The sequence below is a fragment of the Cupriavidus cauae genome, assembly GCF_026210475.1.
GTDB lineage: Bacteria > Pseudomonadota > Gammaproteobacteria > Burkholderiales > Burkholderiaceae > Cupriavidus > Cupriavidus cauae.
Genome location: NZ_CP080294.1, coordinates 1,208,327 through 1,234,131, shown reverse-complemented (window position 1 = coordinate 1,234,131; position 25,805 = coordinate 1,208,327). Strand labels below are relative to the sequence as shown.

Annotated in this window: 16 protein-coding genes; 10 read left to right on the top strand and 6 right to left on the bottom strand. The window is 68.3% G+C overall.

Annotation, left to right across the window (positions count from 1 at the left end):
• Positions 1-103 precede the first annotated feature (103 nt).
• Positions 104-691 carry an HAD domain-containing protein gene (locus KZ686_RS20825; protein WP_149318438.1) on the top strand — a complete coding sequence of 196 codons (588 nt, stop codon included), beginning with the start codon at positions 104-106 and terminating at the stop codon, positions 689-691.
• Positions 692-1,207: 516 nt separating this feature from the next.
• A complete protein-coding gene (locus KZ686_RS20820; protein WP_265633547.1) occupies positions 1,208-1,876 on the top strand; it encodes a hypothetical protein in 669 nt (222 codons plus the stop codon).
• Between the two features lie 114 nt (positions 1,877-1,990).
• Here the strand turns inward: KZ686_RS20820 and hmpA are convergent, their stop codons facing one another.
• A complete protein-coding gene (hmpA, locus tag KZ686_RS20815) occupies positions 1,991-3,178 on the bottom strand; it encodes an NO-inducible flavohemoprotein (RefSeq protein WP_265633546.1) in 1,188 nt (395 codons plus the stop codon).
• A gap of 164 nt (positions 3,179-3,342) precedes the next feature.
• On the opposite strand from hmpA, the gene norR reads away from it, so the two are divergent.
• From norR to KZ686_RS20800, 3 genes are all read left to right on the top strand, one after another.
• Entirely contained in the window at positions 3,343-4,992 is a 1,650-nt protein-coding gene (gene norR / locus KZ686_RS20810) for a nitric oxide reductase transcriptional regulator NorR (protein WP_150082904.1), read from the top strand.
• Positions 4,993-5,237: 245 nt separating this feature from the next.
• Positions 5,238-8,240 (top strand): transglycosylase domain-containing protein, encoded by a 3,003-nt coding sequence (locus tag KZ686_RS20805; RefSeq protein WP_265633545.1) that lies wholly within the window; start codon positions 5,238-5,240, stop codon positions 8,238-8,240.
• A 219-nt stretch (positions 8,241-8,459) separates the two neighbouring features.
• Entirely contained in the window at positions 8,460-9,284 is an 825-nt protein-coding gene (locus KZ686_RS20800; protein WP_265633544.1) for a hypothetical protein, read from the top strand.
• A 110-nt stretch (positions 9,285-9,394) separates the two neighbouring features.
• Here the strand turns inward: KZ686_RS20800 and KZ686_RS20795 are convergent, their stop codons facing one another.
• Both KZ686_RS20795 and KZ686_RS20790 read right to left on the bottom strand, forming a co-directional pair.
• Positions 9,395-10,426: an LLM class flavin-dependent oxidoreductase gene (locus tag KZ686_RS20795; protein WP_149318443.1), complete on the bottom strand. Its 1,032-nt coding sequence runs from the start codon at positions 10,424-10,426 to the stop codon at positions 9,395-9,397.
• A gap of 211 nt (positions 10,427-10,637) precedes the next feature.
• Positions 10,638-11,573, bottom strand: a complete 936-nt coding sequence (locus tag KZ686_RS20790) for a DedA family protein/thiosulfate sulfurtransferase GlpE (RefSeq protein ID WP_149318444.1) — start codon at positions 11,571-11,573, stop codon at positions 10,638-10,640.
• Positions 11,574-11,788: 215 nt separating this feature from the next.
• Between KZ686_RS20790 and KZ686_RS20785 the strand changes: the two genes are divergently transcribed.
• Both KZ686_RS20785 and KZ686_RS20780 read left to right on the top strand, forming a co-directional pair.
• Positions 11,789-12,040: a GlsB/YeaQ/YmgE family stress response membrane protein gene (locus tag KZ686_RS20785; protein ID WP_006577258.1), complete on the top strand. Its 252-nt coding sequence runs from the start codon at positions 11,789-11,791 to the stop codon at positions 12,038-12,040.
• A 303-nt stretch (positions 12,041-12,343) separates the two neighbouring features.
• Positions 12,344-13,852 (top strand): ankyrin repeat domain-containing protein, encoded by a 1,509-nt coding sequence (locus tag KZ686_RS20780; protein ID WP_265633542.1) that lies wholly within the window; start codon positions 12,344-12,346, stop codon positions 13,850-13,852.
• A gap of 42 nt (positions 13,853-13,894) precedes the next feature.
• On the opposite strand, the gene KZ686_RS20775 is transcribed toward KZ686_RS20780, so the two are convergent.
• The 3 genes from KZ686_RS20775 to KZ686_RS20765 all read right to left on the bottom strand — a co-directional run bounded on the left by KZ686_RS20775 (position 13,895) and on the right by KZ686_RS20765 (position 21,536).
• Positions 13,895-15,595 carry a hypothetical protein gene (locus tag KZ686_RS20775; RefSeq protein ID WP_226106772.1) on the bottom strand — a complete coding sequence of 567 codons (1,701 nt, stop codon included), beginning with the start codon at positions 15,593-15,595 and terminating at the stop codon, positions 13,895-13,897.
• Between the two features lie 489 nt (positions 15,596-16,084).
• Complete coding sequence (locus tag KZ686_RS20770; RefSeq protein ID WP_265633541.1) at positions 16,085-17,260, bottom strand: F-box protein; 1,176 nt, start codon at positions 17,258-17,260, stop codon at positions 16,085-16,087.
• Positions 17,261-17,549: 289 nt separating this feature from the next.
• Entirely contained in the window at positions 17,550-21,536 is a 3,987-nt protein-coding gene (locus KZ686_RS20765) for a BTAD domain-containing putative transcriptional regulator (RefSeq protein WP_265633540.1), read from the bottom strand.
• A gap of 313 nt (positions 21,537-21,849) precedes the next feature.
• On the opposite strand from KZ686_RS20765, the gene KZ686_RS20760 reads away from it, so the two are divergent.
• The 3 genes from KZ686_RS20760 to KZ686_RS20750 all read left to right on the top strand — a co-directional run bounded on the left by KZ686_RS20760 (position 21,850) and on the right by KZ686_RS20750 (position 25,754).
• Complete coding sequence (locus KZ686_RS20760) at positions 21,850-23,223, top strand: tetratricopeptide repeat protein (RefSeq protein WP_149318449.1); 1,374 nt, start codon at positions 21,850-21,852, stop codon at positions 23,221-23,223.
• A gap of 193 nt (positions 23,224-23,416) precedes the next feature.
• Complete coding sequence (locus KZ686_RS20755; RefSeq protein WP_265633539.1) at positions 23,417-25,036, top strand: PAS domain-containing hybrid sensor histidine kinase/response regulator; 1,620 nt, start codon at positions 23,417-23,419, stop codon at positions 25,034-25,036.
• A gap of 328 nt (positions 25,037-25,364) precedes the next feature.
• On the top strand, positions 25,365-25,754 hold the full coding sequence (locus KZ686_RS20750; RefSeq protein WP_149318451.1) for a cupin domain-containing protein: 390 nt from the start codon (positions 25,365-25,367) through the stop codon (positions 25,752-25,754).
• Positions 25,755-25,805 lie beyond the last annotated feature (51 nt).

Sequence of the window (25,805 nt, the reverse complement as noted above, 5' to 3'; positions counted from 1 at the left end):
ACAGAACTGTTTCATGTTGTCGCCGCCGAGGCCGGCCGCAGGCCCGATCGTGCGTCGTAACCTGAACGCTCCCCTACCGCTCCGATGGATGCAGAGGAATCTCATGTCTGAACGATTGATCATGCTCGACGTGCCCGGAGTGCTGTTCTCCGAGCGCTCCGCCGCGCGGCTGGGCGGCAAACCGGAAACCGGCGCGGTGCGCGAACTGCGACTGTTCGATCCGGTCGCGCTGGGCTTCGTACGGCGGCTGTTCGGGCTGGCCGGCGCCCGTGTGGTGCTGCCGCATGCCTGGAGCACCGGCGCCCGCTCGGCCCTGGTGCAACAGCTTGACCTGCAGGTACATGCCTTCGCGCCGGCGGCCAACGGCGGCTTCGGCGCCGAGGTGGCCGCCTATCTGGCCGCAACCCGGCCCGTTCCGCAGAACTACGTGGTGCTGACCGCCGATGCAGCCTCCGTCGATGCGTCGCTGCAGTCCCGCCTGATCGCACTCGATCCGGCCAAGGGACTGACGCTGGACGACTTCAAGCAGGCGCTGGACCTGCTGGGCGTGGCCTGCCCCAATGGCATGTATCCGCCGACGCAGCCCGACCCGCGCCTGCAGGCACGGCTGCAGCAACTGCGGCGCGCCGCCCGCCATGGCGCCCTGCCCGGATTGGTGCCGTCGCCGCTGGCCGAGCCGGCGCACGCCTGAGTTCGGCCCACGCCTGCCGCGGCGCACGCTTGAGCTGGGCGCAAGCCTGAGCTTGGTGCACGCCGAGACTTCGGGCACGCCGGACCTTCTCCGTCGGGATCAGCCCGCATAGGCAGTCCCGCCCCCCGTCTGCATAATGTGGCGGCATGAACCGAGGGGGCGGAGATGACAGCAGCCGCGCTGGCTGACCGACGCGGCATCCACTGGCGACGCGGCTGGACGCGGCCTCTGCCGACCGTCCTTGCCGCGACGGTTGCCCCGGCCCTCGCCCGGGCCCTTGCCGCGGTCCTCGCGGCCGTCGTTGCCGCCCTCTGGGCGCCAGGCTCGCACGCGCAGCCGGCCGGACCGCCGGCGGCCTCCGCGGCGCCTGCCACTCTCGCCAATCCGGCCCTTACCGCCGCTGCTGCCGCTCCGGCCACCCCATCCGTCCAACCCGCCGAGGCCACCGCTCCGCCGGTCTGCCAGGCACCGTGGTTCCGCAGCGGCGCCCGCGCGCAGCTCGAGGCCGATGGCCAGATGCCGATGTCGATCACGATGACGGTGCGCCATCCCGGCCCCGTGCCGGGCGGCTGCGCGGCCTGGCTCGACATCCATTCGAAGTCCGCGCTGGCGGCGATGATGGGCCCGCCGGTGGTCATGGACCAGATGCACCGGCTGACGCTGGTGCGCGATACGGGCTCGGCCAATGGCCGGATCAGCAGCCAGCACGCCACCATTAACGCCCAGGCCCGCTATGCCCGGCTGTTCGGCGAGGCCTCGTTCGAGGGCACGGGCCTGTTGTCCTATGCCGGCCACGATATCCGCGAGGACGCCACGCTGCCCGACGAGTCGCTGCATTCCACCGCCAGCCTGCAGATCAACAGCCTGCATTCGGGCGAAGCGGTGACCACCATCCGCGTGCCGCGCGCAACCATCTACATCGGCGAGCGCCGGGTCGGCCGGCGGCAACATATCGACACGCCGCTTGGCCGCCGCGAATGCCTGCCGATCCGGTACGACAAGCAGGCCTCGCTGGGCGAGGTCCATATCGGCGACGACGTCGAACGGCCGGACCCGTACAGCATGACCGTGACCGACTGGTACTGCCCCAGCGAAGCCTTCGTGCTGCGCACGGAGATCCGCCAGGGCGACCAGCAGCAGGTCATCGAGACCACGGCGATCGGCATGCCGGAGGGCGGGCGGTAGGGCCTGCGGCAAGGCGGGCGACAGGGTTGGCGAAAGGGTTGGCGACAGGGCCGCCGGCAGGGTTGGCGGCAGGACAGGCGATCGCGGGGGCGACCGCCTCCGCTACCGCGCCGCTCACGCCGCCTGCAAGTCCTCCAGCGGTCCGAAGAACTCGAAGCGCAGGCGCTCGGGCGCGATGCCCAGGGCGCGACCGTCGGCATAGACCGAGCGCATGAAGGCCTTCGGCCCCAGCAGGTAGAAGTCGACGTCGCGGTCGGCAGGCAGCCGGCTCGCCAGCAGCTCACGCGTGACGAAGCCCACGGCGTGCGGGTCATCGCCTTCCCGCGGCGTGTCGTAGACGTAGCAAACGCTCACATTGCCGTGGTTGGCGGCGATCGCATCGACGCGCTCACGGAAGGCATGCACGCCGCCGTGCCGCGCGGCATGGATGAAGTGGACCGGCCGGCCCGCGGGCGCGGCCGCTTCCAGCATGCTGATGGCGGGCGTGATGCCGACCCCGCCGGTCACCAGCACCAGCGGCCGGTCGTTGGCCGCCTGCTCGAGCACGAAGTCGCCGCAAGGCTGCAGCGCCTGCAGGACGTCGCCCACCGCGGCATGGTCGTGCAGCCAGTTCGACGCGCGGCCGCCCGGCTCACGCTTGACGCTGATCCGGTACCACGGCTTGCCCGGCGCATCGGACAGCGAGTAGTGGCGACGGGTCGGCGCCCCGTCGATGGTCAGCAGCAGCGTCAGGTACTGGCCCGGCCGGAAGGCGGGCAGCACGCCGCCGTCCGCGGGCTCCAGGTAGAACGAGGTAATGATCTCGCTCTCCTGCACCTTGCGCGCGATGCGCAGGCCGCGCGTCCCGCGCCAGCCGCCGGGCTGGGCCGCGTTGTCGCGGTAGACCGCCTCCTCGGCATCGATCAGGATCTTCGCCAGTACGCCATAGGCCTCGCCCCAGGCGCCGACGATGTCGTCGGTCGCCGCTTCGCCAAGCACGTCGCGGATCGCCTGCAGCAGGCAGCCGCCGACGATCGGGTAGTGCTCGGGCTGGACGCCCAGTGCGGCGTGCTTCTGCACGATCCGCGGCAGCGCGCCGGCCAGCGCGTCGAGCTGGTCGATATGGCTGGCGAAGGCGAGCACCGCGCCGGCCAGGGCGCGTGCCTGCGTGCCGTGCACCTGGTGGGCCTCGTTGAAGAAGGCCTTCAGTTCCGGATGCCGGGTCAGCAACAGACGATAGAAGTGTTGCGTGATCGCTTCGCCGTGCTGCTTCAGCACGGGCACCGTGGCCTTGACCAGCGCGATGGTATTCGGGGACAGCATGAAAACGCTCCTGTGGTTGGACGTCGAGAGGTACCTTGTCATATCAAGCGGCATGCCAGGAGGGGACACCGGGCGCAAACCCTTGATTCTTATGGCATCATGCAATGCAGTTGTCCAAATGACTACGCGTCATCCGTTGTCCGAATGACAACGTTGTTGTCCACATGACCACGAATTCCGATTTCCCCACGCCCGCCGACGAAGGGCGCTTCCGCCAACTGCTGGCCGCCGCCCGTGGCATCGTCCGGTGCGATGCCGCGGCGCTGCTGCGTTTGCAAGGAGAAGTGCTGGTGCCGGTCGCCGTCCACGGCCTGAGCGACGACGCGCTCGGGCGGCGCTTCCCCGTCTCGGCTCATCCACGCCTGGCGCAGCTGCTCGACAGCGAGGACGGCGTGCGATTCGCCGCCGATTGCGGCCTGCCGGACCCGTACGACGGGCTGATCGAGGGACAGCCGGACATCCTGCCGATCCACGACTGCATGGGCGCGCCGCTGCATTGCGGCGGCCGGCTGTGGGGCCTGGTGACACTGGACGCGCTGCAGCCCGGCGCCTTCGCCGACATCTCGGCGGCGCAGATGCAGGCGGTGGTGACGATGCTCGAATCCGGCATCGAGGCCGACGAGACGATCCGCGCGCTGGCCGAACGCGCGGCGCGCGAGCGCGAAATGAGCCGCGCGCTGCAGGCCCGTGGCCAGCCGCGCGAGCTCCTTGGCAAGAGCGCGGCGATGAAGCGGCTCAAGCAGGAAATCGACACGGTGGCGGCGTCGGATCTGAGCGTGCTGATCCTGGGGGAAACCGGCGTGGGCAAGGAACTGGTCGCACAACGTCTGCATGACCGTTCGGCCCGCCGCGACCGGCCGCTGGTGCAGATCAACTGCGCGGCGCTGCCGGAGACGCTGGCCGACAGCGAGTTGTTCGGGCACAAGCGCGGGGCCTTCACCGGCGCGGTACAGGACCGCGTCGGCAAGTTCGAGTTGGCCGACGGCGGCACGCTGTTTCTCGACGAGGTGGGCGAGCTGCCGTTGCCGGTCCAGGCCAAGCTGCTGCGCGTGCTGCAGAGCGGGGAAGTGCAGCGGCCCGGCAGCGACCGGCTGCTGCGGGTCGATGTCCGCGTGCTGGCGGCGACCAACCGCGACCTCGGCAAGGCGGTGGCCGAGGGCCGCTTTCGTGCGGACCTGTATCACCGGCTGTCGGTCTATCCGTTGCGCGTGCCGCCGCTGCGCGAGCGCGGGCGCGACGTGCTGGCGCTGGCCGGCGGCTTTCTCGAGGAAAACCAGCACCGGCTCGGTGCGCGCAACCTTCGGCTGTCGCCGGACGCGGCGCTGGCGCTGATGGCGTATGCCTGGCCGGGCAATGTCCGCGAACTCGAACATCTGATCAGCCGGGCGGCGCTGCGCGCGCTGGCCGAATCGCGCCGCGGCGCGCGCTGGATCGCGATCGAGCCGCGCCACCTTGGGCTGGACAGCGGCACCAGCCGGCTCGCGCATGGCAACGAAGCCAACGAAGACGTCCGCCACCCCAGCCGCCCCACCGCAGCGCAGCGCGACGACACACCGGCCGCTCGTGCCGCGCAGTCCCTGCCGGCAAGCGCGCCGGAGGCAGATCGGCTGATAGGGAGCGGCACGCTGCGCGAAGCCACCGACGAATTCCAGCGCCGCTGGATCGAAGCCGTGCTGGCGCGGCACGGCGGCGCCTATGCCGCCGCAGCGCGCGCGGCCGGCATGGATCGCAGCAATTTCCACCGGCTGGCGCGGCGATTGGGGGTTGCGCCGGAGGCAAGGCGCCAGACGGGCCGCGACGCCGATCCGCACTAGTCGCGCGCCAGCGGCCAAACCCTGCCTGCGGCCCACCCTTCACCACGAGCGACGTCCAAGGCATACTTGGCCCTGCGAGCTGATCGCCTGCCTGCATTCGCCGACCTCGACGGCCCGGCCGGAAAATTTTCTGTCGGCGGCCCCTGTGCAAACGCCGGCTAGCGCCAATACTAGAGGTCGGAGGCGCGCGGCCCGTAGTGCGCAATGACGCTTCGATCGACCACCCATAGCACCGGAAGCGAACCGTGTCGCGTCGTGTCTGGCCTATCGTTGTCCTGCTGGTCCTGGTTGGCGGCGCCTGCTATTTCGCCGCCCATCTGATCGCTGACGAGGTTCGCACCTCGCGGTGGCAGGCGCGCTATTTTCACGATTGGGGCCAGCGCCTGACCTACACCATCGCGCCGGGCGCCAGCGACCGCATCCGCTTCCCCGATGCCGGGCCCTACGATATGCGGCTCGGCTACGCCCGCATTCCGCACTACACCGAGTTGCTGGAAGCGCGCGGCTTCGTGCGCGAGCATCAGGCGCGGATGTCCCAGGCGATGCTCGAATACCTCGATCTCGGCCTGTACGCGCCCTATCGCGAAAAGACCCGCGCCGGGCTCGCCCTGCTCGATTGCAACGACCGCAACGTGTCGGTGCAGCGCTTCCCCGAACGGCAGTACCAGGACTACCGCGAAGTGCCGCAGGTCCTGGCCAACTCGCTGCTGTTCGTCGAGAACCAGGGGCTGCTCAATCCCGAATATCCGACCCGCAATCCGGCGCTCGACTGGCGCCGGCTGTCGCGCGCCGGCGTCGACCAGCTGTTCGCCATCGTCGATCGCGAGCGCGACACGCCGGGCGGCAGCACGCTGGCCACGCAGATCGAGAAATACCGCCATTCGCCGCAGGGCCGCACGTCGTCGATCTCGGAGAAGCTGCGCCAGATGGGCTCGGCCTCGGTGCGCGCCTATCTCGATGGGCGCGATACCGTGCGGGCGCGCGAACGCATCGTGGTCGACTACCTGAACACCGTACCGCTGTCGGCGCGCAATGGCCGCGGCGAAATCCACGGCATCGGGGATGGCATGTACTACTGGTACGGCGAGGACTTCGACGAAGCGAATCGGATGCTGCACGAGATCGAGTCGAAACCACCCACGCCGCGCGAGGCGCAGGTCTTCAAGCAGGCGCTGTCGCTGATCATCGCGCAGCGCCGTCCCTCGTACCATCTGCGCCGCTACGACACCAACCTGGAACCGCTGACCGACAGCTATCTGCGCCTGCTAGCCGGCGCGGGCGTGATTTCGCCGCGTTTGCGCGACGCCGCGCTGGCCGCGCGGCTCGACAAGGCGCCGATTCCCTCGCTGCCGCCCGCCGATCCCTTCGTCACGCGCAAGGCCATCAACCAGGTGCGCACCGACCTGTCGCGCCTGCTCGGCGTGTCGAGCCGCTACGATCTGGACCGGCTCGACCTGACGGTCGCCAGCACGATCAATACCGAAGCGCAGCGCCAGATCACCGCGACGCTGATGAAGCTGCGCGACAAGGAAGGCGCGCGCGAGCTCGGCCTCTACGGCCACAACATGCTGCGCGATCATGACGATCCGTCGAAGCTGGCGGCCAGCTTCACGCTGTTCGAGCGGGTCGGCAATGCCAGCTATCTGCGCGTGCAGGCCGACAATATCGACCAGCCGTTCGACCTGAACAGCGGCGCGCGGCTCAATCTCGGCTCGACCGCCAAGCTGCGCACGCTGGTCACCTACCTCGAGATCCTTGCCGAACTGCACGAGCGCTACGCGGGCATGACGCGCGCCGAGCTGCAGCGCGTCCCGGTCTCGCCGCAGGATGGGCTGACGCGCTGGACGATCGACTGGCTGCTGAAGAACCCCAACGGCAATCGCCGCGCGATGCTCGAGGCCGCGCTCGAACGCAAGTACGCCGGCGGCGCCGGCGAGGCCTTCTTCACCGGCGGCGGGCTGCAGACCTTCACCAACTTCGAGCGCTCGGCCAGCGTGGAAAGCCTGACGGTGCGCCGGGCCTTCCAGCACTCGGTCAACCTGGTGTTCATCCGCATGATGCGTGACATCGTCCGCTACGAAGTCCACCGCGCGCACCCCGATGCCAGCGAGCTGCTGGCCGACCGCGATGCGCCCGGCCGGCGCAAATGGCTGGAGCGCTTCGCCGACGAGGAAGGCAGCCAGTACCTGACCGGCTTCTATCGCAAATACAACGCGCTCGACAAGAACGGCCGCATCGCGCTGCTGCTGCAGCGTGTGAAGCCCATCGCGGTGCGCGTGGCGGTGGCCTTGCGCAGCGCCGATCCGACCATGGACGAGGCCACTTTCGCACGGCATCTGCGCGCCAAGCTCGGCACCAAGCTCGACGACGAGGATGTGTTCAAGCTCTATGACAAGTACGGCAAGGACAAATTCTCGCTGAACGACCGCGGCTACCTGTCGCGCATCCATCCGCTCGAACTGTGGTTGATCGACTATCTGGACGACCATTCCGAGGCGGACCTGAAACAGGTGCTGGAGGCCAGCGCCGACGTTCGCCAGGAGGTCTACACCTGGCTGTTCCGCACGCGCAGCAAGGCGGGGCAGGACAACCGCATCCGCATCCTGCTCGAGCGCGATGCCTTCGAGCGGATCGGCGAGCGCTGGCGCCGGCTGGGCTATCCCTTCGATACGCTGACGCCTTCCTATGGCAGCGCGGTCGGCGCCTCCGGCGATCGTCCCGCCGCGCTGTCGGAGCTGGCGGGCATCCTGCTCAGCGGCGGCCTGCAGCCGTACACCGAGACCGTGCGCTGGCTCGACTTCGCCGCCGGCACGCCGTACGAAACCCGCTTCGTGCTGCGGCCCGGGCAGCGCAAGCGCCTGCTGCCCGAGGATGTCGCGGAACTCGCGCGGCGCTCGCTGCTGGACGTGGTCGAGGGCGGCACCGCGCGCTCGGCACAGGGCGCCTTTCCGGCCGATCGCGGCATGGCGCTCGGCGGCAAGACCGGCACCGGCGATCATCGGCACATGGTGTTCGGCCGCGGGGGCTACGTGATCGCATCGCGCGCCGTCAGCCGCTCGGCCACCTTCGTCTTCACCATCGGCGAGCGCTACTTCGGCACCGTCACGCTGCATGTGCGCGGCCCGCATGCGGCGCGCTACAGCTTCACCAGCGCCTTGTCGGTCAGGCTGCTGCGCGGGCTGGCACCGACCATCGTGGCGATGGACCCGCAGGCCGGACCGGCGACGCTCGCCTGCACCGGCGGTTGAACGAGCCCGAGCCCGCTGTCGCCATGGCGCGGACCTTCCGCGCGCGCGGTTGACGCCATCTGTTCGCTGCCCCACCAATCCCCCGCCGCGCCGCGCCCGAAACGTCGCGCCGCGACTTTGCCCCCACCGTCCCTGCGCTTACCATGCAAGCAAACGACGAGCATCGGCAACCGCCGATACGCAGGCAGAAAATACGTCGCCGAGGAACGGGGGGCACCTTTGAGCAGCTACATCGAAGACTACTGCGCGCGCATCCGGCAAGGCGGCGCCAACGCCGTGATGGCGCATCCGGTCGTGGTGGACAGCGACGGCACCTACGTGATGAGCTACGTGCCGTTCGAACACGTCAACGCCACCGCCCGGCTGGTGCTGGTCAGCACGACGCCGGGACACATGCATGTGCGGCTCGCCGCCGAACTGACCGAGGCCCTGCTGCGCGCGCATGCGCCGGGCCGCATCGTCCAGCTGGAAAACAAGCGCCAGATCGAGTTGGGCGGGCCGCTGGTGCGGCCAAACCTGATCCGCATGCTCGATCATTTCGGCATCCCGGCACTGGTCGGCGCCGAACGGGCGACCGCCCTGTGGGAGGACAGCTTTCACCTGCTGCAGCCGCTGGCCTTGCTGCCGCAGGCGACCATGCGCCGTGGGCTGGCCTTCGATGGCACGCTGGAAGCGCTGCTGGCCGTACCGATGCTGCGCCGCGCGTTCGAGACTCAGTTTGTCGAACGGCTGACAAGGGTCCGCGACGATGCCCTCTATCTGGCGCTGGGCCGCACCGCGTGGGCGGGCCTGTGCCACGCGGCCGAGAAGGGCGTGATCGGTGCCGGCCAGCTGCTGGGCATGATGCCGGTGCCCGCGCGCGCGGGCAGCATGGTGCGCTACTTCCTTGGCGAGATCAGTGCGGCGAAGCTGTCGCCCAGAGACCCGGTCAGGCACCGCATCGCTTGGCTGGACGCGGCGCGGCGCGAATTGATCGAGAACGTGCGCCGCCGCCGGCAGGCGCAGAGCGGCGCGGCGACGGGGGTCACCACTGCGGCCGCGTAGGTCGTCGCACAGGTCCGCGCACCGGTCGGCGCACAGGTGGGCGCACAGGTGGGCGCACAGGTGTGAGCGTACGCCGGCGCCCCGCCGACGGCCGATGACGATTGCCTGCGCTACAGCGTCTGCGCGCCGCTGACCGGCCGCAATTGCTGCGCGGCCTGCGCGGCCAGCTCGAAGGAATGCAGCCGCGCCTGATGATCGTAGATTTGCGCGGTCAGCATCAGCTCGTCCGGACGCAGATCGTCGACGAAGCGCTGCATGCCCTCGCGCACCGTATCGAGGTTGCCGACCACCGAACAGGACAGCGAGCGGCGGATATGGGCGGCCTCGGTCTCGTTCCACATCGATTCGATATCGTCGACCGGCGGACGGATGCGCCCGGGCGTGCCGCGCACCAGCGCCAGGAACTGCTGCTGCAGCGAGCTGAACAGCCGGGTCGCCTCGGCATCGGTATCGGCGGCGAACACGTTCAGGCCCAGCATCACGTAGGGCCGGGACAGCGCCTCCGAAGGCCGGAAGGTCTGCCGATACAGATCCACCGCCTGGCGCATGAAGCCGGGCGCGAAATGCGAGGCGAAGGCGAACGGCAGCCCCATCGATGCGGCCAGCTGCGCGCTGAACAGGCTGGAGCCCAGCAGCCACAGCGGCACCTTCAGGCCCGCGCCCGGTACCGCGCGCAGCCGCTGGCCGGGCCGCGGCTCGTCGAAATAGGCCTGCAGCTCCTCGACGTCCTGCGGGAAGGTGTCGGCCGTGTCGTGGGTCGCGCTGCGGCGCAGCGCGCGCGCCGTCAGCTGGTCGGTGCCGGGCGCGCGGCCCAGTCCCAGGTCGATACGGCCCGGAAACAGCGAGGCCAGCGTGCCGAACTGCTCGGCGACCACCAGCGGCGAATGGTTGGGCAGCATGATGCCGCCCGAGCCGACGCGGATGGTCGAGGTTCCGTTGGCGACGTAGCCGATCAGCACCGCCGTGGCGGCGCTCGCAATGCCGGGCATGTTGTGGTGCTCGGCCAGCCAGAAGCGGCGATAGCCCCAGCGCTCGGCATGCTGCGCGAGGTCCAGCGAATTGCGCATCGATTGGGCGGCGTCGCTTCCCTCTGGAATCGGCGAAAGATCGAGCAGGGAGTAGGCAGTGGTGGGAGCGGTCATGCGGGAAGGATGCGGGAAGGCGAAGCGGGAACGGTTTTTTGGCCGGGCGTGGCGCGATCGATGGCCGACCGGCACATCGACGCATCGGCACGCCGCGGCGCCGCCAGGCGTTTGCCGTGGACGGCGATCGAGTTGGAACGGCAACTATAGCCGTTCTCTTCCCGCGTTGTCGGAAGGGTCTCCCGGCGCCAGACAGGCCGCATCGGGCTCGCTAGACCGCCAGCACACGTTCCCCTTGCAGCTGTTTCCAGGCATCGATGCCGCCCAGCAGCGCCCACGTATTGGCATAGCCGGCCGCGCGCAGCCGCTCGGCCAGCATGGCGGCGGACAGTTCGTTGGGGCAGGCGCAATAGATCACGATCTCGACGGCCGGGGGATGTTCGGCGAGTACGTCCAGCGGCGCCTCCGGGTCCACGGCCAGCGCGCCGGGGATGCGCTCGAGCGCCGCGCTGCCCGGCGCGCGCACGTCCAGCACCAGCGGCAGGCGGCCGTCCTGGCGCCGCGCCTCCAGTTCGACGACGCTCATGCGCGGAATCAGCCGGGTGCGGCGCAGCAGCCGGACCCGCTTCCACCAGCGCCAGACGATGAACAGCGCGAGCGCAAGCAGCGCCAGCATCAGCGCCAGGTGGCCATAGGTGCCGAAGGCGTCCAGCACGGCATCGATCGCATCGCTGAACGCCGCGCCGATCATCAGCGCCCCGCCGGCCCAGACCACGGCACCGATCGCGTCGTAGAACAGGAAGACCGTGAACGGCGTGGCCGTCATGCCCGCCATCGCCGTCGACAGCGCGCCCGCGCCCGGCAACAGCTTGGAGAAGATCAGCGAACGGGGCCCCAGACGCAGATACAGCGACTGCGTTTGCCGGATACAGCTGTCCTGCGACAGCGATACCTTGCAGATGGTGCGCAGCATCGGCTGGCCCAGGCGCCGGCCCGCGAGGTACCACAGCGAATCGGCGATCAGGCAGGCCACCACGACGGCGCCCAGCACCGCGCCGATCGACGGTCCGGTCTCGCGCATGCCCAGCGCCCCGGCAACCAGCAACAAAGGATAGGCGGGCACCGGCAGCCCGGCCTGCTCGATGAGCACGTTCAGAAATACCAGCGTCAGTCCGTGCTGTTCCAGCAGGACCTGCAATTCGCCCACGGCGGTCTCCCGGTGAATGATCGATGGCGCGATGATTCGCGATATGGGCGAAGTTTGCCAGCACTGCGGCCACCGCGGCCGGTCCCGGGCTGGACGATCGTTTCAAAAACTCTGAATGTCCGGTGCGCCGGACTGCTCGCCCTGCGCCCAAAGGCGTGGCAAGATGGCGCCGAAGCGGCTCGGACCCGCCGGCCGCTCGAAACTGGGAGATGCGTATGCTGTCATTCCTCGGTACGGTGATCGTCGGCCTGATCGTCGGGCTGATCGCCAGGGCCATCAAGCCTGGCGACGACAAGATGGGTTGGATCTTGACCATATTGCTTGGCATAGGCGGTTCGCTGATCGCCGGATATGTCGGCCAGGCGCTCGGCTGGTATCGCCCCGGGGAGCCGGCCGGCTGGATCGCCTCGGTGATCGGCGCGATCGTGCTGCTGGTGATCTACGGGCTGGTACGGCGCAGAGCCTGACGCCTGCCCAGGGGGCGGGGCCATTGGCGGCCTCGCCCATCGTTTTTTGGCGCCCGGTCCCGCTTCCGCCCCGCGCCCATCCACTCGGCACCCGGCGGCTTGCACGCCGGCACGCCAACCGCAGTTCGCTGCGTTCGCACAACAGTGCCGGCGCCCTTTGTTGCGAAAGATTGAACTGCCGACACATTTCCGTAAGAAATCGCGCTGAACCGTGCGTAGGCTGGCGTTCCCCCAAGCCCGCCACCGTTCCCGCCCACTCCCCTTGCGGCGGACGGCGAGCCAGTCCCGACGGAGGACGCCGCCATGCAGCGCAACCCATTCGAGCCCTTCCCCGACGACGCCAATGCCTGCGGGAATCCGGCGCGGCCCGCCACCGCTTCTCCGTCCGCATCGCCGTATTCTCGAACCCCTCCGTCAAGCTCCGCAAACAGTGCACTCCCCGCCGTCCATGCCGCCATCCGAAGCGGCAAGGTGGCGCTCGTCCGACAGGCCCTCGCGGCCGCGCCGGACGCGCTGCAGACCTGCGATGGGCAGGGCGATCCGCCCCTGCACTACGCGGTCCGTTCGGCAGCGCCGGTCGCTCTGCTGGCATGCCTGCTGGAACATGGCGCTCGTCTCGATGCGCGCAATATGCGCGGGGAAACGGCCATGCATATCGCCTTCAGCCAGCAACACACCGATCCGGCCTGGTTGGCGTGGTTGCTCGGCCATGCCGGTCGCAAGGGCGACACCGGCGCCTGGCTCGCCGCCTTCGTACCCGATGCCGATGGTCGCTATGCCTATGAATATGGGCCGGGGGCACAGCGTCAGCCGAGGCCCGGCATGGAACCGATCATGGCGGGGCTGCAACGGCAGGATGGTTGGTACCGAGCCTATCTCGCCAACATGGCCAGGGCAGTGTCCTCGGCGGACCTCGCCGAGCTGGCGACGCTGCTGTCATGCGAGATGCCGCTGGATCTTGCCGTTCAGCGCGGCAAGACAGCGCTGATGATCGCCGCCGAACTGGGCCACGAGGCCGTCGTCGACATCCTGCTGGCCCACGCCGACGAGCACGGCATGCGCCAGCTGAATCTGGGTGCGGCAGACAGCGGCGATACCGCGTTGATGCTGGCTGCCTTTCACGGACATGTTGCCGTCGTGGAGCGCCTGCTCGCCGCCTCGGCGGCTACCGAGGTGCCAAGCCAGTGCGGCGACACTGCCCTGATGGCGGCCGGCATCGCCGGCCACGACGGCATTGTCGAGCGGCTGCTGGATGCCGGTGCCATTGTCGATACCCGCAATGCGCTGGGCCGGACGGCGTTGATGTTCGCCGCCGTGGCCGGACACCGGGGCACCGTGGAGGTCTTGTTACGCCACGGCGCCGCGGTCGATGCCAAGGATGGCGAAGGGCGAACCGCACTGGCTTTCGCCGCCCTCCACTCGGCAACGCTGTATGCCGGGGCGTCGTTACAGGACCGCGTCACGGCAATCCATGTCGATACCATGGGTTCGTTTGCCGCCTTGACTCGTTCCGGCACACCGCAGGGCGCAAACGAGCGGCGTGACGTCGCTGCCGGCCTCGGCCCCGCCAGACACCGCGACACCGCCCAGATGTTGCTTCACCACGGCGCCGCAGTCGATTCGAGGGATATTCGCGGCGCCACTGCCTTGATGCATGCCGCCGCCAACGGCCATATCGAAATTCTGGCTGTGCTGCTCGGTGCCGGAGCCGATTGGGACCTGCGGGACAATTCCGGACGAACCGCTCTGACTTACGCTACCGCAGCCGGACACGTCCATGCCGCCCGCATGCTGAAATCCTGTCAGGGCTGAATACCGTGGGCGCGGTGTGCGGATCGGCGCGTCAGCCTGCTCCTACAGTCGCTCCACCGGCCGGTACGCGACCTCGCCAACGCCGATCTTCTTCCAGAAGGGTTCGGGCAACCTCTCCCGCAGAAACGCCAACGCCCCTGACCGGCGTTCATACTCCTGGCGCATCGCCGTCTTTCCTTCGATGAATTCCTGAAACAGTTGCCGCAACGGTTTCAGCATGGCCTCGTCGCTACGCAGCGCCATCCCTTCCATGGCTGCCTTCAGCGCGTCGGTCTGCGCCTGCGATGCGAAACAGCGCAGCTTCTGCGAGATCTCCTCGCGGTCCTTCGCGTAGGTAGAGTCCAGCCGGACCGATGAACGCAGCCTGATTGCTTCGAGCAGGTTCGCATCCATCCCAAGCGACACGAGTGCTTCCGTCAGCGCACATCTGGTCACCGGGCGATCACCGTCAAGGAGCGCGTTCAGCATCGCCTCAATGGCCACAAATCGGTTGCTCCGCATTTCTTCGATCGTAGGTTGCCGCCGCTCTTGCAGAATGCGCTGCGCCATGGCCATCAATTCGACATCGCGATTCGCTGCGCGGCCTGCATCCTTGCGATCATTGACAAAGCGCAGGACACCCGAGGTGAGCCAAAAGACCCCAGCAGCGAGAGCGATGGCGAGCATTGCGATGGCGAATATGCCTCCGGTGCCGGTCGCCGCCAGGACAACGAAACCAATCCCTATTGCGATCGATGTCGCGCCGTAGCCGATACGAAATTTCGCGCGAGAGATCTTTTTGAGTTCATCCGTCTCGATCGCCTGAAACGCCTTCTCCTGATGATGCAGCACGATGCCGATCAGCTCCTTCGCGCTCGCGGCGTCTTCAGCTTGCTCGGATGCTGATACGGCAGCGCCTGCAATATGAGATTGCCGGACAGCGGCAGATTTCGTCCGGGCGGCCTGGTCAGTCAACCATTGCCGATGATGATCCGCCGCCTCCGAGACCAGCCGCTCTGCGCCATTGACGGTCCGCAGCTCGGGCCTGCGGCTACGAGCCGCTTCAAGATCCAGCAGCCGTCGCTCCGACTGATACAAGCCGACCACGGCGGCACCGATGTGGAATGCGCCCATCGCAATGCTGAAGGCACCACTGGCGACACTGTTTGCCGCAACATCGACGCCTTGCACACCGAGCTTTACCGCGGCATCCGCCGCATTGCACGCGGCTCCGCCCAGTTGTACGACGCTGTCCCGCGCAGCGGCGACGCCCATGGCATGGAGATTGTCGGTCGCTTCGGCGAGCTGATTGGCGGCCTGCTCATAGCGGACGTAGTGCTCGAAATCCGCGGCCAGGTCGAGCGCCAGTTTCTCGAGTTTTTCTTCCACCCCCTTCAGGTCGGCCCGGGTTCTCTGAAGGTTCAACGGCGATGCGGACAGATCCCGTTGCCAATCCGGCAGCAACTTCGCTTCCGCGTCGCACGGCCAGGTATTGAGCAACGTGGAGAGCGCCTGTCTCTCACCAAGCAAGCTGGCAATTTCCGGGTTGCCATTCACGAAACGGTCCCGCCCGGCGGCATGCTTGCGCAGCGCCTGGTCCAGTTCCGACTTCTTCCGCCCTGCCTTCCATACGAGGTGAGCAGTACCGATGGCCTCCATCACTGCAAACGTGCTGCCGACCAGGGCACCTTCATTCGCTGCAGGCAGATACGAAGTGGCCGAGAACGTCCTCAGTTCGTCCGTGGACGACACGGCGATGTGCATCCCCTCGCGTCCTACCGTTACCGCGCTCCATAGGCCGTAGGTAACTTCATTGAGCAGATGCCATCCCTTTGTCTCCGAGAGCTTCGCGTGAGAGAGGTACGGGGGAGGCCAATTGGCGACTTGAGAGGACGGGACGGGCTCGCGAGGAGGGACGGGCCTCACGTTTCGGTTGTTAGTCGACTTATCAGCGATTCCGCTACCCAGCTCGTCAATGACGATTAGCGGATTCAGAGACTCATCTTTGAGCAGGTTCAATGCATTGGGACCCCGATCGATATCCAAGTCTGGTTGGAACGATGGTGCGATGCCATGGCCGGATGAACCTATATCGTCGAGGAGCGGGTCGCCTCGGGGGCTTGTATTTGACCGCCCGGTTTCCGAGTCGGGCAACTTATTGTCATTCGATTGAGTACTCGGGCGAAACCCATCAATTCGCATCGTCTCCTCCGGGCTATTGCTATTCTTTGCGATCCACGCAACGGGGCGTTGCTACATGATGTGGGATGGCAAGCGATCGATTTTTGGTATGGGGCGATCCATGATGCTGCTGTATGCGCGCCATGGATCCGGCGGCTTCACTGTGCCGGGTAAAGGCTTCGGCGGCTCCCTGGGGACCAACTCCTCTGCGGTGCAGGCCGCCTCGTACTGCCTGGATTGCAGGCTGTCTACTGCGCGGTAGAGCCAAATCAGTCTGCAAAGCAGCATTCCCTCGGATTCGACATTGAACTTGCAGTTGAATGTGTCGCTGCTCAAATGATCGAATCCAGCTCTCAGGCCGCGCACGGTAAGGACATCCTCGTTGCGGGGATGCGCCGAGACCGCTTTGTATATCGACTCCCAGCGGCGCACGGTTCCGGGCAGATCATCAGGGCTGATTCGTTGTGCGAGTTGTGCGAGGACTCTCGCCTTGGCCAGATGTTCGTCATCACTTTGCACATCGATCTGTATGGCGCGGTCGGTCAATATGGACAAGAGCTCACCATCCGAATCGGGCAGCCTCATGGCCAAGTGGCGCATCAATTCAAGTGCCCACAGTGTCGAACGATCCTTCGCACGTTGAAGGATCGCCAACACGATTGCTCGCCTGCCTGCTGCCGACATCCCGCCGGCCATCCGAACCACCGCTGCAAGTGCCCACTCGCGAGTGGATGCCTTCGCATTGGCAATGGTGTCGATCATTGGAACGAGCTGACTCGCCCATCTCATTCCGGCCATACGTCGGGCAAGAGCGTCGTCATCGCGATACCGTGGCATCTTGGCCACGGCGGCGATGGCATCGTGAAATTTCCTGCAAGTTGTTCCCAACGATGCATCGCGACGGAAGAAGTGCCGCTCGTCATGGGGCACCCGCGCCATCACCTCGCAAAGCAGCTCGAACGGAAGCTTCAGAATCGGAAACGGTGTCGCGGATTCCGCTTTGGCCGGGGGTGGGGCCGATTGGATGACCGTCGTTTCGACTCGGTTCTCTACCGGCGGCCGATCCGCTGGCCGCGAGTCGGCGATGTGCGGCCGATCATGATGGGGAGCGGGCTTTCGGATACCGAAGAACGACAGGACCTTGTCCCAGGGACCGGCCTTCCCATCGCCCCCCTGGTGGGCCGGAGGCCCGTCCGCAGCACGGACATACTGGATGCGAGCCGAGTTCCCGCCTGCTTGCACGGCCATCGTGCCATGATCGCGTGGCGTATCGACGCCCGGATGGGGCGGTGGCCTCGAGTCGACGATGGCAGACGAAGCGACAGTGTGAGTGCCAGCCATGATTGCTCCTGACGAAGTGGGGATGGATTCCGCCAGACCGTGGCGGAGGGTGGTGCAGCGGCGGCGTACCGCCGATGCTGGCCAGATGGTGCCGGGCAGCAAGCCAGTGGCGCTATTGGAAATCGTTGGCAGGTTTTCGATTCAGTCGTGGTACAGCGGGTAGATGGCCGAACGGGGACGCCCGCACGGCTGCGCGCTAGTGAGCGGTGTGAACGCGCCTGAGCATCTCATCGATACCCGCGAGGGCCGCCAGCATGCCTGCGCCGAGGGCCTCCTTGCGCAGCGCCATCAGCTCGGCCCGCAGCCCGGTCTGGCTGGCACCGCGCTGGCTGCGGCCCAGCGCCGCCAGGACCCGGGCGCGGCGGATCAGGAACTGTGCCCACGGAAACGGCTCCGGTCGCGTGTAGGCCTGCAGCGCGTCGGCATAGCGGTCCGCATCGTCCCAACGGCCGTTGCGCAACGAAACTTCGATCGCAGCCTCGTAGAGATCGAGGTGGCAATGGCTGACGCAGCTTTGCGCCAGGATCGCCTCGCCCTGCGCCAACGCACGGCGCTGCTTGTCCGGATCGCGCGAGGTGCGGGCGAGAAACCCCAGGATCATCGGGCCGGAGTACCGCATGCCGGTGTCGCGGCTCAACGCCAGCGCTTCGTCCAGCAACTGTTCCGCGGCCTCCGGATGCCCTTGGTTGCCGATGGCCAGTGCCCGCCGTCCGGCCAGTTCCGCTTCGAAGCGACGCGCCCCCAAACGCCGCGCCAGCACCAACGCCCGTTCGGCATGCGCCTGCGATTTCGCCCAATCGCCGGTCTGCTGCTCGGTGGACGCCATCACGTCATAGGCCAGCAGTTCGATGCGCGCATCGCCGATCCTGCGGGCGATGCGCAGCGCCTCCTCGCAGCGCGCCAGCGCGGACGGCAAGGCATTGCACAGCAGGTCGACCGCGCCAACCATGGGCAGGTTTGCCCCTTCGATCCGCACGAAGCCGCGCGCGCGGGCCAGTTCGACGCAGCGCACGAAATGCGCGCGGGCGGTGACCATGCGGCCTTGCTGATAGTAGGCATCGCCGAGGCCGCCGAGCGCGCGAGCCTCTCCCAGCGCCGAGCCCGCCGCGCCGGCGTGCTGCAGCGCGCGCTGATGCGCGGTCAGGCAGGCATCGAGGTCACCCATCGGGAAATGAACGTTGCCGCGCAGCGATTCGATCTGCGCCAGCATGTCGGCGTCGCCGATTGCCGCGGCGCCGCGCTGCGCATGCTGCAGGGCGATCAACGCGCGCTCGTAGCGGTCCAGCAGCCGCAGGGCAGAGGCCACGCCGAACCACGCGTGGGCGCGTTGGCTGTGGTCGTCGGCCAGCGCCACCGCGTGCTCGAACGCCTTCAATGCTTCGGCCGGCTGGCCGAGATTGAGCGTCAGCTCCCCGCGCAGGCAGGCCAGCGACTGCCTGGTCGTGCCATCGCCGACGATCTCCAGCGCGCGTTCGACCAGCCGCAGCGCCCGCTCGTTGCGGAAGTGCCCCGCCTCGTGCCGCGCCGCCGCTTCGTAGGCCGGCGCCGCCCCGGCATCGCTGGCGGCGTCGAGATGCTCGGCATGCAGCGTCAGATCGCGGCTCCGATACCAGTCCGCGGCGCGCCGATGCAGCGCCAGCCGGCGCGATTTGAGCAGCGACGCATAAACGGCTTGATGAATCAGCGCGTGCATGAACAGGTAGTCTTCGCCCTCGGGCCGCAGCATCGCCTGCCGCGCCAGCGCATCGCAGGGATCGTCGGCCGTGCCAAGCAGATGGCGCAGCGCCACCGGCGAGAAGCGCTGACCCAGCACGGCGGCCGCCTGCAGGGCCTGGCGATGCGACTCGGGCAAGCGGTCCATGCGCGCCAGCACGATGCTCTGCAGCGTGCCGGGCAGCGCCTCGGCGTCCGTGCCGGGGGCCGCATTGCGCAGCAACTGATCGAGAAAGAGCGGATTACCTTCGGCGCGGCGGATGCAGGAATCGGCCAGCTGCTCGTCGACATGGCGATAGCGCGTCGCCAGTTCGCGCGCCTCCGCATCGTTCAGCGGCCCGAGGTCGATCGTGGTCAGCGACGCGCCGCCCGCGGCCGCGCGCCATGCGCTGTCGAGCGGATCCTGCTCCGGCCGCACCGTCATCGCCAGCACCAGCCGGCAGCTTCGCGTGGCGGCAGCGAGCCGCGCCAGACAATCGAGCAGCGCGCGCTCGGCCCAATGCACGTCCTCGACGACGATCAGCAGCGGCTTGAACGTGCTGCGGCGCGCGACCTGCGCCAGCAGGAAGCGCTGCACGCCGCGCTGCCGCGCGCCAGCATCCATCGCCGCCAGCGCCGCGGCCTGCGCCTCGGGTTGGGGTACGTCGAGCAGATCGAAGGCGAACGGCACGTCGTCATCGTCGATGCGGCCGCTGGCGATCGAGCCCGCAATGACCGCCGCGCGCGCCTCGGTACTGGCGCCGGCATCGATGCCGAACAGAGCGCGCACCAGCACGCGCAGCGGATCGCCCGACGTACTGACGCCGAAATCGAGCACCAGCGCGCGCAGCGCTTCCATGCCGTGTTCGCGCGCCAGCGCGACGAAGCGCTCGGCGAGCCGGCTCTTGCCGATGCCGGCCTCGCCGCGGATCACCACCACGCGGCCCTGTCCGGAGCGCAGGCAATCGCCGGCCACGCCGGCCAGTTGCACCAGCTCGGCCTGCCGTCCGACGAAGGCATGCTGGGGCGCCGTCTCGGCGGCATCGAGAAACCGGCGTACGCGCCATAGCGGAATCGGCTCGGGGATGCCCGGCATCGACACATCGGTCAGATGCTCGACCTCCAGGCGCCCCGGCAAGGCGAGAAAGACGCGATTCGAGACCACGGTCTCGCCGGCCTGCGCGTGCTCCATCACGCGCGCGGCGACGTTGACCGGCGGGCCGGTCAGCGTCATCGCGCCGCCAGCGGTCGGTGGCGCGGCCGCGAACAGGACCTGTCCGCTGGCGACGCCCACCCGCACCGCCGGCGGCGTCGCGCACTCGGGGCACAGGCGCCGCACGCCGTCGTGCAGGCCGACGGCGACGTGCATCGCGCGTTCGGCATCGTTGCCGTGGGCCACCGGCACGCCGAACACGACGGTCAGCCGCGCGCCGATCTCGTCGGTCACGGTGCCCCCGCAGGCAGCGGCCAACGCCCGGGCCCGTTCGCGCCAGCGCATCAGCAGGCCATGGATCTGCTCGGCGTCGAGCCCGGCGGCATGGGCGCCGATATCGTCGACGCTGGCAACCACGACGACGGCATGGCGCGGCTGCGGCGTACCGGGTGCGACCGCCGCGGCTGCCCTGGCGGCGCCGGCGATCGGTGCGGCAGTGGGGCCGGCGCCGGCCGAGGCCTCCGGCACCACCGCAGCAGCAGACACCGGCGCCCCGGACACCGCCACCGGCGGCGCGGCCGACATCCCCGCCGGGGCGGCCGGCACCGGCGACGCCTGCCGTCGCGCACGCAGAATCTGCTGGTGCAGCGCCTCCGTTTCCGCCTCGGGCGACACGCCCAGCTCCCGCTGCAGCGCGATCCGGCACAGGCGGTACTGCTTGAGCGCCAGCGCCTGCCGCCCCTGCCGGTCGTACAGCCGCATCAGCGCCCGGTGCACCGACTCCTGCAGGGCATCGAGCGTCAGCAGGCGCGTGGCGCAGGCGATCGCGCGATCGAGCTCGCCCGCCTGCTCGTGCCGATCCATCAGCCGCGCCAGCGCCTGCAGCGCCAGCCCGCGCAGCCGTTCGCGCTCGACCGCGAGCCAATGGTCGAAGGTCGGCGCGGCGGCATCGAATCCCTCGAGCAGATCGCCGCGATACAGCGCGACGGCGGCCTCGAGCGCCTCCGGGGTAGCAGCGCGCAGATGGTCTTCGAAGGCCACCACGTCGACCGCGACGCCGCACAGCGCCACCCGGTCGGCATCGGCCAGCACCACGGGATATCCCTCCACCGCGCGGCGCACCGCGCTGAGTGCCTGGCGCAGGCTGGTGCGTGCCTGCTCGGCATGGCTGTCGGGCCAGAGCAGCGCGGCCAGCTTGTCGCGCGGCTGCGGCCGGCCGTCGGCCAGCGCAAGATAGGCCAGCACCGCGCGCGCCTTGCGCGCGGACAGGGGGATGGGAGTGCCGTCCGGCGAACTCAGGGTAAAGCCGCCGAACAGATCGAGACGGACCGCCGCCATCGCTTGGGAGTCCTTGCCGTGGCCGATGTCAGAGGCAGGCGCGGCGGCATCGGCTTGCGAAGCTGGCCTGGAAAGCTCTTTTATAGGCCACGGATTGACGCAGCGCGGTACTGCTGCCCCACAACTTTCACGCTTCTTTCACGCCGGCGCGCACGGCCATATCACGGCGCCCCCCTAACCTCGCTACTGCCCCGCCTCCAAGACTCTCCAATGGCGAGGCCAGCCGCGACGCCCGCCGGCCGCATGATGCGGCGCAGACAGCGACAAGACCACCGGGCTGCTGGATTGCGCATTAGAAACAAGGATGACTTCCATGGCACACACCGATTCCCGGCACCTGCAGGTTTCGTCGGGCAATAGCCGTTCGATGGAGCGTTTCGAATCCGCCCTCGAACTGTTGCAGGGCTACTACGGCGATCCGCTGACGATGATCGACGAGACCCTGGCCGAAGACCCCGAATTCGTGATGGGGCACGCACTACGCGCGGGGATGCTGATCACCGCCGGCGATGGCGCGGTCGCGCCGCTGCTGCGCCAGACGGTCGAGGCCGCCGAGGCGCTGCACGGCATCGCCAACGAGCGCGAGCGCCGGCATATCGCCGCTGCCCGTGCCTGGCTCGACGGCGAGTTCGCCCGCGCGAACCAGATGTATGGCGACATCGTGATCGATTACCCGCGCGATGCGCTCGCGCTGCAGGTCGCGCATATCACCGACTTCCTGCTGGGCCAGTCGAGCATGCTGCGCGATCGCATCGCGCAGGTGCTGCCGAACTGGAATGCGCGTGTGCCGGGCTTCAGCCATGTGCTGGGCATGCACGCCTTCGGCCTGGAGGAGACCCATCTGTACGAACAGGCCGAGGAACGCGGGCGCTTCGCGCTGGAGCTCGATCCGCGCGATCCGTGGGCCATTCATGCGGTCGCGCACGTGATGGAGATGCAGGGCCGCCCGGACCAGGGCATCGGCTGGCTGCAGTCGCGCACCGAGGACTGGGCCACCGACAACATGATGGCCGTCCATAACTGGTGGCATCTGGCGCTGTTCCACCTCGAGCTCGGCCATGCCGACCAGGTGCTGGCGCTGTACGACGAACGCATCCGTGCCGCGCGCTCCGCGGTGGCGCTCGACGTGATCGACGCCAGCGCGATGCTGTGGCGGCTGCAGCTGCGCGGCATCGACGTGGGCTCGCGCTGGGCGGAACTGGCCGATACCTGCGAGGCGCGCGGCGCGGAGGGGACCTACGCCTTCAACGACGTGCACGCCGGCCTTGCCTATCTCGGCGACGACCGCCCGGCGTCCTTCGCCAGGCTGATGGCGAACATGCGGCGGGCGGCGGCGGGCACGGGTACCAACGCCGCGATGACGCGCGAGGTCGGCCTGCCGGTGATCGAGGCGCTGTACGCGTTCGAGGCCTGCGACTACGACCATGCGATCGAACTGCTGATGCCGGTGCGCCTGATCGCGCATCGCTTCGGCGGCAGCCACGCCCAGCGCGACATCCTGAACCTGACGCTGATCGAGGCGGCATTGCGCGGCGACAGGGCCAACCTGGCCTGCGCGCTCGCGGCCGAGCGGATGGAGCTCAAGCCGATGACGCCAAGCCTGAGCACGCTGGTGCAGCGCGCCTCGACGCTGTACCGCGAGAGCGCCGAGGCGGCAGGCCGCACACCGGCAGCGCGGGCGGCCTGAGCCGCGCGCGCGGGCGCCGGGGACGCTCCACGCCAACCGGCCTGCGTATCGAATGTATCGAACGTATCGGCACGTGTGGCGCATCGCCGATGCGTCGCAAGCCACCGCAGGCGGCCTCGTGCCGTCTGCGGTTTTTTTGGCCCGCCGCCAGGGCTGGCGTATCCTTTGCGTCATCCCCGCCCGGAGCTTCAACATGACACACCCCACCGAACCGGCGCACGGTACGGAGGCTTCAGCCAACGCGGAAGGCACGCCGAAGCAGCTGGAAGCCAAATATCGGGCCCTGGTCGAGGCCATTCAGGACTACGCGATCTTCACGCTCGACGTGTCCGGCAATATCACCAGCTGGAATCGCGGCGTCGCCAAGATCAAGGGCTACGCCGCGCACGAGATCATCGGCAAGCATTTCTCGGTCTTCTATCCACCTGATGCGGTGGCGCGCGGCTGGCCGGACTACGAGCTGCGCCGGGCCGCCGCCGATGGCCGCTTCGAGGACGAAGGCTGGCGCGTGCGCCGGGATGGCACGCTGTTCTGGGCCAACGTCACCATCACGGCGATGTTCGACGAGCAGGGTGTGCTGCAGGGCTTCGCCAAGGTCACGCGCGACATGACCGAGCGCAAGCGGCTGGAAGAGCTGGAACAATCGAGCCGGCGCATGAGCGAGTTCCTGGCCACGCTGTCGCACGAACTGCGCAATCCGCTGGCACCGATGCGCAACGCCGTCAATCTGATGCGGCTCGAGACGCTGGGCTCGGGCGACCAGCGGGCGCCGCGCGACAGCGCGACGCTGCGCCAGTGCCAGAGCGTGCTGGACCGGCAACTGTCCCATATGACGCGGCTGGTCGACGACCTGCTCGACATGGGCCGCATCACCTCCGGCAAGGTCGAGCTGCAATACAGCCGCGTGGACCTGGCCGACATCGTCGCGCGAGCGGCCGAAGCCGCCAAGCCAACGCTGGAGCGGCGCAGGCAGTGGCTGGATTTGCGGGTGCCCGGCCAGATCGCGATGCGCGCCGATCCGACCCGTCTGATTCAGGTGCTGCAGAACCTGCTGTTGAACGCGTCGAAGTTCTCGCCACCGGGCAGCCGGATCGCGATCGAGTCCGAGCTGCAGCCGCAGGCGGTGGAACTGCGCGTCAGCGACGAAGGCATCGGCATTCCCGCCAGCGAGATCGACACCATCTTCGACCTGTTCGTGCAGCACAAGCACGGCAAGGTGTCCGACGAGGGCGGCCTGGGCATCGGCCTGTCGCTGTGCCGCTCGCTGGTGGAGCTGCACGGCGGCTCGATCCGTGCGAGCAGCCCTGGCGAAGGCATGGGCAGCACCTTCACGATCCGCTTGCCGCTGGGCATCGAGAGCGCCGACGAAAAGCAGGATACGGCGGTGCCGCTGCCGGCCGGCGCGCTGCGGGTGATGGTGGTCGACGACAACCGCGATTCCGCCGACAGCCTGGGCATGCTGCTGCAGGCGATGGGGCACGAGGTCCATATCGCCTACGACGCCGAAGGCGCTATCGAGATCGCCGGCAGCTTCGTGCCGCAGCTGGCGCTGATCGATATCGCGATGCCCGTGGTCGACGGCTTTGCGCTGCTGCGCGGACTGAAGAACATGCGGGGCTGGTCCGGCACCGTGTTCGCCGCGATGACCGGCTTCGGCCAGCCGAGCGACCGGGCCGAAACCAAGGCGGCGGGCTTTCACTTCCATATCGTCAAGCCGGTCGAACTGCCGAAGCTGCAGATGCTGCTGGCGATGGTCGAGCAGGGCACGGTCGCCGGCGCCGGCCCCGCCGGCAATTCGCCGCCGGCGGCATAGTCGGCGTCCGGACCAAGGCGCAGCGGCCTGCCGATGAGGTGGGACCGCTACGCCAGACCCGCCTCCCTGCCCTCCCCGCCCTCCCTGCCCTCCTTTCTCCCTCCTCCCTCCTCCTTCCTCCTTCCCCGTTCTTCCTCTCCCCACGTACGCCGCCGGCCTTCCGAGCGCCGGTGCGGCTTCGCGTCGCCGTTTGCCGTGGCCCCGCTCCGGTAGGCGTAAACCCGGAGCCGTCCACAAATCGCTTGACCGGTTAATTCACAGATATAAACTGCGATTCACCATTTAGAATTTGAAGATCGCTTTCGCGACTCCATACCGAGGCTTGCCCGTGCCAGACCGCCCCACCTACTTCGTATCGCTCGACGACGTTCCCGGCTATCACCCGGCCAACCACGTCGGCACCCTGAACCGCCGCCTGATCGGCCCCGAAACCGTCGGCGCGCGCCATCTCGAGGTGGTGCACGGCACCATCGAAAAGGGCAAGGGCGCGCTGCCGCATGCGCATCCGGGCATCGAGCAGGTCTGCTACCTGCTCGAGGGCCGCGCGCTGGCGGAGGTAGGCGGGCAGCGCCGCGAGCTCGGCCCGGGCGACTGCTGCTTCTTTCCCGCCGACGAGATGCACGTGTTCACGGTGGTCAGCGACGAGCCGGTCAAGGTACTGGTCATCTATTCGCCGCCGTACGAGGAATCGCCGGAACGCGTGGTGCGGCCCGACTGAGCCGCGCCCAACCCTGAGCCCGCGCCAGTCGGGCCATCCCACCATAACGAG